The organism is Rhizobium sp. SEMIA 4085 (assembly GCF_013004495.1).
Classification (GTDB): Bacteria; Pseudomonadota; Alphaproteobacteria; order Rhizobiales; family Rhizobiaceae; genus Rhizobium; species Rhizobium gallicum.
Genome location: NZ_JABEPH010000204.1, coordinates 1 through 10946, shown reverse-complemented (window position 1 = coordinate 10946; position 10946 = coordinate 1). Strand labels below are relative to the sequence as shown.

The 10946-nt window shown below is 57.5% G+C and carries 13 protein-coding genes and 1 pseudogene; 9 read left to right on the top strand and 5 right to left on the bottom strand.

From position 1 onward, the window contains the following. Positions 1 to 612 precede the first annotated feature (612 nt). The 4 genes from C9413_RS19685 (at position 613) to C9413_RS19670 (ending at position 3835) form a co-directional block, all read left to right on the top strand. Complete coding sequence (locus C9413_RS19685) at positions 613 to 1059, top strand: DNA-binding protein (RefSeq protein ID WP_170250793.1); 447 nt, start codon at positions 613 to 615, stop codon at positions 1057 to 1059. After that, positions 1049 to 1627, top strand: a complete 579-nt coding sequence (locus C9413_RS19680) for a PIN domain-containing protein (RefSeq protein WP_040116305.1) — start codon at positions 1049 to 1051, stop codon at positions 1625 to 1627. Before C9413_RS19685 ends, C9413_RS19680 begins: the two co-directional genes overlap by 11 nt. A gap of 82 nt (positions 1628 to 1709) precedes the next feature. Next, on the top strand, positions 1710 to 1892 hold the full coding sequence (locus tag C9413_RS19675) for a hypothetical protein (protein ID WP_052451897.1): 183 nt from the start codon (positions 1710 to 1712) through the stop codon (positions 1890 to 1892). A 953-nt stretch (positions 1893 to 2845) separates the two neighbouring features. After that, entirely contained in the window at positions 2846 to 3835 is a 990-nt protein-coding gene (locus C9413_RS19670) for an MBL fold metallo-hydrolase (protein WP_052451898.1), read from the top strand. A gap of 382 nt (positions 3836 to 4217) precedes the next feature. Here C9413_RS19670 and C9413_RS19665 read toward each other — a convergent pair. From C9413_RS19665 to C9413_RS19645, 5 genes and pseudogenes are all read right to left on the bottom strand, one after another. Next, a pseudogene (locus C9413_RS19665) lies at positions 4218 to 4430 on the bottom strand (LysR substrate-binding domain-containing protein); the annotation flags it as partial. 25 nt (positions 4431 to 4455) lie between these two features. Beyond that, entirely contained in the window at positions 4456 to 5028 is a 573-nt protein-coding gene (gene gfa, locus C9413_RS19660) for an S-(hydroxymethyl)glutathione synthase (protein ID WP_040116308.1), read from the bottom strand. 60 nt (positions 5029 to 5088) lie between these two features. Then, positions 5089 to 5925 carry an S-formylglutathione hydrolase gene (gene fghA / locus C9413_RS19655; protein WP_170250792.1) on the bottom strand — a complete coding sequence of 279 codons (837 nt, stop codon included), beginning with the start codon at positions 5923 to 5925 and terminating at the stop codon, positions 5089 to 5091. Between the two features lie 52 nt (positions 5926 to 5977). Beyond that, the gene (locus C9413_RS19650) at positions 5978 to 6253 is read right to left on the bottom strand and encodes a DUF3861 domain-containing protein (RefSeq protein ID WP_040116310.1); all 276 of its coding nucleotides are present in this window, start codon (positions 6251 to 6253) and stop codon (positions 5978 to 5980) included. Positions 6254 to 6263: 10 nt separating this feature from the next. Beyond that, positions 6264 to 7370 carry an alcohol dehydrogenase catalytic domain-containing protein gene (locus C9413_RS19645; RefSeq protein ID WP_170250791.1) on the bottom strand — a complete coding sequence of 369 codons (1107 nt, stop codon included), beginning with the start codon at positions 7368 to 7370 and terminating at the stop codon, positions 6264 to 6266. Positions 7371 to 7511: 141 nt separating this feature from the next. Between C9413_RS19645 and C9413_RS19640 the strand changes: the two genes are divergently transcribed. From C9413_RS19640 to C9413_RS19620, 5 genes are all read left to right on the top strand, one after another. Next, entirely contained in the window at positions 7512 to 7862 is a 351-nt protein-coding gene (locus tag C9413_RS19640; RefSeq protein ID WP_040116312.1) for a DoxX family protein, read from the top strand. A 106-nt stretch (positions 7863 to 7968) separates the two neighbouring features. After that, a complete protein-coding gene (locus tag C9413_RS19635) occupies positions 7969 to 8535 on the top strand; it encodes a TetR/AcrR family transcriptional regulator (protein WP_246703795.1) in 567 nt (188 codons plus the stop codon). A gap of 374 nt (positions 8536 to 8909) precedes the next feature. Continuing rightward, positions 8910 to 9764, top strand: coding sequence for a hypothetical protein (locus C9413_RS19630; RefSeq protein WP_040116313.1), 855 nt, complete (start codon positions 8910 to 8912; stop codon positions 9762 to 9764). A 19-nt stretch (positions 9765 to 9783) separates the two neighbouring features. Next, positions 9784 to 10368, top strand: coding sequence for a YceI family protein (locus C9413_RS19625; protein WP_040116314.1), 585 nt, complete (start codon positions 9784 to 9786; stop codon positions 10366 to 10368). Between the two features lie 385 nt (positions 10369 to 10753). Continuing rightward, positions 10754 to 10946 (top strand): alcohol dehydrogenase catalytic domain-containing protein (locus tag C9413_RS19620; protein ID WP_170250789.1); only part of this gene is annotated, 193 nt, incomplete at its 3' end.

Genomic DNA, 10946 nt, shown 5'->3' with positions numbered 1-10946 from the left:
ACAGCACACCGTGCAAGGAGGCCGCACAAACGGTGGCAGATGATTTCCTCCGTCTCCTGAATGGGGCGATCATCGGCGCTATCGACGTAAGTGGAGGCACGGTCGATTAAGATATCGAGATAGCCTCCGCGGTTCCGTGCCGGGATTGACCCGAACGGCACAGCGACAGAGGAATGTCATCCAGAGCGCCGCATTGATCACCACAGGAGCGGACGAAGATGGTATAGCCCTCGACCCGACCACAACGCTGCCCCCTCTCGCCTTGAAAGGAGTCGAACTACAGACCCGCATGTTCCAGATTGCAGCATTTCGTTTCTCTATGAAGATTGCGATGTCGGAGTTGCTGGCGACCTTCTGCTTGGGAGGCGGCCTTTTGATGAACCGATCGAACATGGTGCGATCGAAAGCATAACCTGCAAATCCTGAAGCTCTTGAAAGGATTCGAACCTATCGCGACGCCGTCCAATGGATTAGATATTTGATTTAGCGATGAAATTCTGAGCGGCTTCGGTCAGACGGCCAAATCCCTTAACTCAATCGCATTTCGCAAACTTTCAGTTATTGCAGTTACCGGCTGTGGGCACTATATTGGCGATATCAGGAGATATCGCCATGGCCAGCCAAATCGTTCACTTCGCCGGACTGTCGGATCGCGATCGCAAGGCAGCCTCGCCTCTGCCGAAACTGGGCGCAGGCGACAGGCTGGAACTTCATGTTCGTCATGAAGGCGGGAAGGAACAGACGCTCTCGATACCGCCCTCGGCCGCCGCGGCAGTTGAGGCGCTTTTGGCGCACATGCTGCGCGGCGAACGTGTTGCCGTGCTGGCCGAAGATCAAGAACTGAGCCCGACCGAGGCGGCGGCTATTCTCGGCATCTCTCGTCCCCTCGTCGTCCTGCGCATGGATCGGGGCGATCTGCCATTCCGCTACGTGGGCAACCACCGCCGTGCTCTTCTAAAGGATGTGCTCGGGCTGAAATCCAGGCTCGACGTCCGTCAAGCGGCGGTTGACGCGCTTGCCGAAGATACCGAGGACCTGATCCAGACCCATGGCCTCTAAACCGCCTGTCGCGGTCTATGATGCCTGCGTCCTCTATCCATTTCATCTGCGGAATGTCCTGATCCAGTGCGCCTTTGATGGCCTTGTCGAGGCGCGCTGGACCGACGATATCCACGGCGAGTGGATGCGCAATCTCGCCGCTAACACTCCGGGTTTGCCCATGGAACGCCTGGAGCTCACGCGCGACCGTATGAAGGCCGTCCTCCCGGAGGCGGACGTGGTGAATTATCGTCCGTTGATCGAGGATCTTAAACTAGCTGACCATGACGATCGGCATGTACTCGCCGCTGCCATTGTTGGAAAAGCTTCTACCATCGTCACATGGAACCTCAAGGATTTCCCGCGACGAGACCTGCGGCCTTACGGCGTGACGAGCAAGTCGCCAGATGATTTCCTGGCTGACCTTCATAATACGTTTCCCGAGGCGCTTCTTTCGAGTGTCAGACTTGCGCGGCTTAATCTGCGCAAGACAACGCCAACGGTTGAAGGTTTCATCGACGCGCTTCAGCAAAATGGGCTGAAGAAATTTGCAAGGATGCTCCGCCAGAACATCACCTCGCTGGACTGATCCGGATGATCCGATCAACTTGCCGCAGTCGTCGCCTTCATTGCTTAAAGCAGTTCTCGCGATGCCACCTGAGGAACTGGGGATGCGGCCGCTCGAAGGACTGAGCGAGGGGTTGATCACAGCGTCGCTATGCCATCCCCTCGACAAGATGCCAGCCGAGCTTGTCGACGTCATGCTTCGCTTAATCGATCGCCGCGACGCGCATTCTATCGAACAACGCATCGTTCCGTTTGATATTCTTACGCCAGAAAGTTTGTGGACATAAGTGACTGATGAGACCATCGAAAATCGCAACGGTGATCTGCCGATTTGATCGAGCTCCTTGATGCCTGCGACATAAGCAAGCCTCTGATCAGAGTAGCGGCTGTCAGCGCCGCTGCTGGCGCCGATTGCGGCCTCCCGGTCTTGGCCTGATATGCGTGTGCCGCTGACCGCATCGAAGAGATCGACGAAACGCAGTTAAGCGCATCAATTCCCGCTTCGCGCCGGCGGCTCTGGTGGTTTAGCGATAACTGGCCTGACGAGAGAAGGTCACCGACGTCTGTTTGGGCAGTTTCGGCAAGACTTCCGTCGGCTTTTCAGCTGATGGCATGCCAATAAGCCTCGCGCCAAATCGCGAGTACCGAGTGCTCACTGCATTATTGGATTTCTCAGTTGCGCCTGCCATTCAGGCTCGTTTGACCTCCCATGGGGTAACTGCCTGGATTTCCAGGTTCCAAACAATGGGCGATATCAAAGTGCCGAATCGATCTGCCAAGGAACGAACTCGACAGTTACCAAAAGCCCACCTGCTCGCTTTTGGGCCGCTCTCCCAGTGCGGTGGCGACGATATACCTATACATCTCGCGCCTTTTCGGTTCTATCGACGTGCCTTGGACTATGTCGCCGCAGGATTGGCTCGGCAGATTAAGCGCAGCGAGCGGTTGACCGAGCGACAGGCGCTCTTCTCGATTCAGCGTGAAAATCCGCAACCCCGTCGATTGGAATGCCGCCCGTAACATGCGGATGCGAGCTCTGCATAGAGAGTCCTGCCATCCTCATTGAGCGCGACGCATTGACATACTGCTGGGTTTATGAATACTACTTGGTATCTGAAAGTGGAGGAGAGCCTGGGACACCGCTACACACAAACCAGTTCGACGACTTCTGCTTCACAGAAAAACTCACAAAAGAGGCCGCGACTACCTCGTTCAAAAGTCGTAATTGGAGGAGGAGAGTATGTTTAGAAGAATCGCCATCGCGCTGACTTTGGTCGTCACGTTCGCTACTAGCGGATCGCCCATGTGGGCTCAGTCAACCGCACCTACCGACGATGACCTGAAAGTCACTTTACTTGGAACCGGCACTCCCACATTCAACATCAGGCGGTTCGGGTTTGCAAATCTTGTACAGGCCGGTGGCATGAACATTATGATCGACAGTGGCAGGGGCGCTGGAATACGCCTGTTCCAAGCCGGCGTGTCGCCTGGAGCCATTGAGGCGATCTTTCTCACACACCTCCATTCCGATCACATCACTGGCCTGCCGGATATCCTCGCGACGGGTTATCTGGGTTGGAAGCTCATTGGCGGCAGAAAGTCGGGCTTGAACATCTACGGACCCAAAGGGACCGCCGAGATGTCTAGGGGCCTCTCGATGTTCTTCGCCGCAGATTCCGCAATCCGTTCCGCCGACGAAGGACTGAAGGCTGAAGCAATGGGTGTGAATGCGGTCGAGATCGAGGCCGGCTTGGTGTTCGAGAAGAACGGACTGAGGGTGACCGCCTTTCCCGTGAACCACGGGGAGAAGATTAAGTCGGCTTTTGGCTATCGCATCGACTACAACGGACATTCCGTCGTCTTTAGCGGCGACACGAAATACGACGAGAAGGTCGTTGCAAACGCGAAAGGCGCGGATTTATTGATCCACGAGTTCGCGGCGTCCCCGCAGGATATGCTCGACGATCCCGTCTATCAGAAAATTCTTGACCACCACACGACGCCGCGCGAGGCGGGAAAGGTTTTTGCGGAGTCCGCAGCTAAGCTTGTCGTCTTCTCTCATCAGGGATTGCTGCCGGGCAAGAATGGTCTTCCGAGTTGGGATGAAGTCGTCGCGCAAGTGCGTGAGAGCTATACTGGAGAACTCGTGATCGGCGAAGACCTGATGCAATTCCAAATCGGACAAGGCGGTAGGACCATCTTGATGAAGGGGGCGGAATGGCCCCGATAAAGCGACTGCCAAGGATGGATTGCTCTTCGGACTAATTTAAACAGTCGATCGTTGCGCGCCCGGCCTGCCGACGCCAGGAATCAGGCGAAGAGAGTGCTGGGGCGCCATGCGATTCCGGGAAACCTCGGAGCGTGCGGCCCCCTGCGGACATATTCACTGAACCTTGGATTTGCGAAGGATTTTATGGTGGATCCGTTGCTTTTGTGGGCGCCCATCGTCGCGTTTGCGTCCTGTAGCGGTCGAAGGCCCGCAACATAATCTTGGACACATTGGCGGCCTCCGGGATTGCAACGAGGCTTAGTCACTCCGCCGAAGAACCCTGCATGCGTTCTCCAGTCCGCTCCGAAAATTCGATGAATTCTCGACGCACTTCTGTGGTCAGTCAGGCGCGGAAAGCCTCCAGCAGCGGATAATTGGCACGCGATTGCGGCCAGACCGACCAATAGACCCCCGACCCAGGCACCGATCTCTCCAAGATCGGCACCAGCCGTCCTTCGGCGATTTCACTGCCGGCGAGATAATCCGGAAGAAGAGCGACACCGAGACCGGAGATCGCGTCTTGTGTCATCGTCGCGAACTGATCGAAGAGCATGCCTGGCGGCGGCCCGGCTCTTGATCATCTATGCTGCCAGAACGCCGTTCGTCTTCGCCGTCCAAGTGGCGATGTAATCCATCAAGCTGGGAGAGAGGCAATCGTAAGGCTCGAGGTTCAGCTCGCGAAGGCGAGCGCGGACAGTGTCCATTTGCGTCGGATCGGAACCGCTCTCGATGATGGAAGACACGAATGCCGCAAAACCAGGGGCCGCCCAGCGCTCTTCCTCGAAGCGCTCCGGATGCAGAAACGAGAGACCCTTGAACGGATGTTCGCGCTCGACCGGTCCATGCATGTGAACGCCGCATTCCTTGCAGGCATGCCGCTGGATGAGGGCATTGGCGTCGACGACGGCAAGCTTGTCGCCATTCTCGATCACCTCAACGTTTTCAGACGGAGCGACTGCAACGATCGAAAAGGCCGCGCCCTTTGGCTTCCAGCACTTGGTGCAGCCGCAGGCGTGATTGTGGGCGATATCGCCCATGATCTTCACTTTCACCGGATTCTTCGTGCATTCGCAGACCAGCGTGCCTCCCGCAAAGGGCACCGCACCGTTCTTCAATCCGCCATCGAGATGGGGGTGTATGCCGATATTTGCCATTGCTTCTTCCTTCGGTTTTGCCGGACACCATGCCCGGCCTTCTGACGGCTTTGCGGCAGATCAGCGGTTGAACCGCTCAGGGTGCCGCTTCAAATGGTCTTCCATGAAAGTCGAAATGAAATAATAGGAATGGCCATAGCCCTCCTGCATCCGAAGGTTCAGGCGAATGCCCGCTTGCTCGCAGGCTCTCTGCAGCTCAGAGGGACGCAGCCCGTCCTCGAGGAACGCGTCTGCCGCGCCCTGATCGACGAGGAGCTCGGGAAAACGGAAGCCATCTTCGATGAGCGCACAACTGTCGTACTGCCGCCAGGCGCCTTCGTCAGTGCCGAGATAACGCTCGAAGGCGGGTCGAGACCACCCAGCCACCGTGGGCCTCGCAATTGGCGCGAATGCAGAGCAGCTGCGGAAGCGATCGGGATGCTTCAGGGCGAGCGTAATCGCACCATGGCCCCCCATGGAATGTCCAAACACGCCCTGGCGGTCCATGTCCGCCGGGAATTCCGACGCAATAAGATGGGGAAGTTCCTCCGAGACGTAGGAATACATGCGGTAGTTCACATCGAACGGCGGGCATGTCGCGTCGAGGTAAAAGCCGGCGCCACTTCCAAACTGCCAATTGCCGGGATCGTCCGGTACGTCGTCGCCTCTGGGGCCTGTATCAGGACAGACGACAATCAGTCCCAGCAGTGCAGCGGCCCGCCTGTATTCGCCTTTTTCCATGACATTGGCATGGGTGCAGGTCAGTCCCGACAGATACCAGACCACCGGGCACGGACGCTCTTGCGCTTGCGGCGGCAGATAGACGGCGCAGGTCATATCGCAGTTGCAGGTGTCGGAGCGATGGGCGTAGACACCTTGGGTTCCGCCATACGACCGTTCGAGCGAAATTGTCTTCATGTCATAGTCCTCAATTGCCTCCGGTTGCGCCGCAGTCCGCACGGAAGCGGTTTCAGCGCTTCAGAGACTTCATAAAGCTGCCGATATGCGGGAACAGTTCCTTGAAGGGCGTATCCGCTCGGTGCCTCATGAGAACCTCTGCGAACAGCTTCAATCCGATGGTGAACTCCGCCGTCTCATCGTCAGGCAGCAGCTGCTTTTGGCGAACTGCCGAGATGATTTTGAACAGGTCGTCGTGATTGGTGGTTTGGAAAACGAGAGCTTCGTCGGCAGTGGAAGGGACGTCGCCCTCCAGCCGCTCCACCGTGACCCGGTAATTGTGAGCCATTGGCGCCTCCTTACAGTTCGACGGCGTAGTAAGTGAACCCGCCCTCGTCCTTCCCAACGCCGGAGATCGCCTCATTGATCTTTTCCAACGGCCACACCATTGGCGACATGACCGACATGTCGATGATGCCCGCCTCGACCATTGCGGCGATTTCCATGCCTTCCGCGGCAGTGACCCAGACGGAGCCGATCAGTTCCATCTGCTCGTCCATCCACCACTTGACGTCGACAGGCAAAGGTCCAGACGTTCCGCCGATGTTGACGACGCGACCGCCCCGTTTGACGCCGCCCATCGCGTCCAGCATGGAGTCGAGAGGTGCTTTCGCGCCGAGCGTATCGAGCATGAGGTCGGCGCCGCTTCCGTTGGTCTGCTCTTTGACGAAGCTTCCCGACGATCCATTGACATTCGAAAAGGTGACGATCCGGTCGGGAGCGATCGCCTTCAGCCGCTCAAGGAGCTTCTCGCCCCTGGCGACGGCGAAGACCTTTGCGATGCCCATGGCCAGCGCGAACAGCGTGGCCCCGAGCCCCAGCGTGCCGGTCGCGCCGTTAATGATCAGGGTCTTGCCCATTAGCGGCCCGCATTTCTTGAGGGCGGCGTAGGAGGTGCCAAGATAACCAAGGCGAGGTCCTTGAACGAAACTCATACTATCGGGGATCTTGATAACCTGCGCCTGCGGAGCGAGCATGAATTCGCCGAAGCCGCCGTAAGGATAGCGCGCGAACATCTCCAGGCTTTTCTGATTGTAGCCGAAGTAGCCGCCTAGGGTCCAATGTTCGCAGGCCTGCGGCTTGCCCGACGAACAATGGTGGCAAGTGCCGCAGAATCGACCCGGGTTCACATACACCCTGTCGCCAGGCTTGATGTTGACGACCTGAGGGCCGACCTCATGGACGATCCCGCTGGGATCGAGGCCATGGATTGCCGGGCGCGGCGGGAGTGGCATCTGCGGATACCAGGTTTCCCAGTTGGCCAGGACGTTCGCCAAATTCGGAACCATTCCGCAGGCTTTCACGCGGACGACGACGTCGCTTCCTGTTGCCTTCGGCCGCTCAACTTCATCAATCCTCATCGGTTGACCAACGGAATGCAGGCGCGCAGCACGCATCATTTCCATAAGCTTTACCCTCCCAAACTCAGAGATCGCAACGTATTGACATCCTATATGGATTGTGAATACCGTTTAGTATCTGAAAAAGCAAGCGGGGATTGTCAACTATCCTCGCGAACGCGGCAAAGGTCGCTTCAAGGAGGAGACATGGACTTCGTATTGATTGACTGGCTCCGCATTCTCTGCGGCGCCTGGTTTATTCCTCATCTCATCGGCAAGGGACTGCACTACGAGAAGGCTGGCGGAACATTTGAAGCGGCTGGCTTTAGGCCTGGGAAGCTGTTCGTTGGGCTTACAATGGTTGCGGAGGTGTGCGCGGCCGTTGGCATGGTTTTCTCGATATACCCCCGGGTCGCAGCCCTTTTCGGCGTGTTGGTATTGCTGGGCGCGGGCTACGCAGTTGTGAAAATCAATGGCAAAAATTGGCGCTGGCAGAAGATGGGTCCCGAGTATCCGATTTTCTGGGCACTCGTTTGTCTTCTAACGGCTCTTGTGTGACGACCACCTTTGAGGTACGCCTCGGTGTCTGGATACGCACGAAACGGATTCGCGAATGGCACGACTGACACGTGAGCAAAGTCAGGCTCGAACAAAGGAAAAGCTTTTGGCCTCCGCTTATGAAGTCATGGCACGGTACGGCTATGCCGGGGCTTCGATTGAACGCATCGCTGAAGAGGCAGGCTACTCGAAGGGGGCGTTCTATTCGAATTTCGCCAACAAGGAAGATATCTTCTTACAGCTTCTTGCTGGCAACGCGGGTGGCGACGTCGTTCAGCTAACCGAGCTTCTCGGAAAACACGATGACCCAATGGGACTGATCGATGTCTTGGCGGCGTGGGCTAACGACCGCGGCGACGACCGCCGGTGGGGCATGCTGGCGATAGAGCTTCTTCGAATGGCCCAGCATGACCACACACTTGGAGACCGGCATGTAAAACTGTTCAGGGATCAGTGGGAAGGTGTCGGCAAGATTCTGATCGACAAGCTGAACCTTGTTCTGCAGCCGCCGTCGAGCCCATTCTACATCGGCGGTATCGTTCTTGAACTCACCTATGGCGGTATTTCGAGCTTCCTCAAGGACGGGGCATCCGGGGACATGGTCCGGGTCGTGCTGCGGGAAATGTACCGATCTTCACGAGCGGCAACGCCAGCCGCGCGGGCCACTGCCTAGCCTAAATTATCGGGCCAAAATGCCGTGAGAAGCGCACGGCGCCAGCGCGTGCGCTAAGCATGACCTATGGTTTTACGCCAAAAATTTTGTGTGCGTGCGAAAGACAAAGGTCTCTTCGCAAAGCAACTTGACATCGTCAATTTCAAAGACTAGCGTTAATCCAGAAACTATCTAGTATTCGAAAACTAGATAGTATTTAACCCGCACGTGGCGACCGCTGTTGAGGAGCAGCGGGTTATGGGGGGATCATGGACAAAGTCATCGCGATAACAACCTTTCGGAGCGCGTAAGCCCGAGGGTAAGAACCTGCCCGGTTTGCAGGTCGCACACGTCGGCGACGCGCCATTAAACACTCACAGTTCGGAAATCACTGCATGCTTGGATTTGGCAACTCCCCGCAGGAGGCGCTGGTCGCGTCCCTGCTCGCCCTGGCGCTGGTCGGCGTTTTAGCATCGAGCCTGATGCGTTGGCACGGCCTGGCCCGTCTCACCGACCTCCTGATGCCCGCAGCGCTGGTGGCAGCCTATTGGCTCACCTACAACAAGGTGCCGACATTCCCGCCTGTCGGTGCGGTCAACAAGGTGTTTTACGTGATCGCTGTCGGGACGGCGATCGGTTTTGCCGCTAAGATAGCGGCCCCACGCGCCGTGCGCTTTCTCGCGCTGCTGCAGCCAGTCGCGGCCGCATTCTATGTCGGTGCGCCGCGATTGGGGACAGCGTCCTGGGAAGTGGCGCTCGCCTCCGTCGCCGGAGTGGCGGTCATGGGGATGGTTTTCTTGCGCCGGGCAACGGGCGCAGAAGACGACGTGAAGCGGGGCGGCATCGTTGCCGTACTTGCTCTCGGCTTTGCACCGATCGCCCTTCTGGGCGCATCGTCTTCCTCGTTTCAGCTCTGCCTGATGTTTGCGGGTGGATGTTTCGGAATCCTGGTCATCCACGCCGCAAAACCTGCCTTCCGTTTTGGCGGCGCCTCGTCGATCGGCGCCTTGGGCGGCATGATCGCCATTGCCGATACCGTCGTGCTGATCACACGCAAAGCCGATCTCATCGCACTTGCGGCTCTCGCTCTCTGCGTCGTGCTGCCGGCATTTTCGGAGCGTGTCTACCAAATGTTCGGGCTGTCTCGGCCATTTCCGCGCCTTTTCATCCATGTCGTCTTGGCTGCACTGCCGGCCGCCGCGGCCTTTGCCATCGCATTGGTCGATTATGGATCAAGCTTTCCAGTTTAACACCAGGAGGAGAATGAAAATGAAATACCGACTTGCAGCATTGCTACTTTCGATGACGGCGCTCGCTGGCGCAGTGTCGCCCGCCCGGGCTGCGAAATTCGACATCGATCCGGTCCATTCGGGCATTGCGTTCTACATCGACCATCTGGGATTCTCGAAAGTGATCGGCGTCGCGCAAGAGTTCTCCGGCGCGTTCGATTTCGACGTTTCCAAGCCAGACGCCAGCAGCCTCGATGTCAAGGTCAGCGTCGCTTCGATCTCGACGAACAACAAGCAGCGTGATGGGGACATTCAGGGAGCCGACTGGCTCAATGCTACCGAATTTCCGGAGATCACCTTTGTCGGCAAGGAGTTCAAAAAGACGACCGGCAACAAGGGACAGATCGTCGGAGACCTGACGATAGCGGGGGTCACGAAATCCACGACGTTGGACGTCACGTTCAACAAGGAAGGCCAGAACCCCTGGGATAAGAGCCACGTTGTCGGTTTCAGCGCCACGACCAAAGTCAAACGCAGCGATTTCGGCATGAAGGCTGCACTCGGCATGATCGGCGACGAGGTCGATCTCGTGATCCAGGTGGAAGGTCGCGAACACCAGGGATAATACAAGACCGTCAGGTCGCCTCCCGACAAAGGCGCCGTCGTATTATCGCGACGCCTTTTCCGTTGAGGGGACCTCAGGCTGCTCGCGACCGGCCAAATCTGGTGATCGACCGATTGGTGCATCGGGCGTTACTAAAGATACTTTTTAGTATGCAGATGCGTTTCGGTATGTTAACGAAGGCCGGTGCGGCTGGAGGGTGTTGAAGAAGTTGCCGCGCCGACCTGAGGGAGAGCTACGATTTTCACGATTGCGAACTCGATCACGGTTGCTCCCGCTATGTTTGTCCGGGCGCGGCTACTCCACCTCGCTCCCTATTCCTCCGACATTGGACATTGATCAATGCTCCGTCGAGGCGGGCTTGGTTTTCATCGAAAGGAAATTCTAAATGGACGTTCGCGCCGCCGTTGCCGTTCAGGCTGGAAAACCGCTGGAAGTCATGACCGTGCAGCTGGAAGGCCCGCGGGCCGGCGAGGTTCTGGTCGAGGTCAAGGCGACCGGCATCTGCCACACGGACGATTTCACGCTGTCTGGGGCCGATCCGGAGGGCCTGTTTCCGGCAATCCTCGGTCATGAGGGTG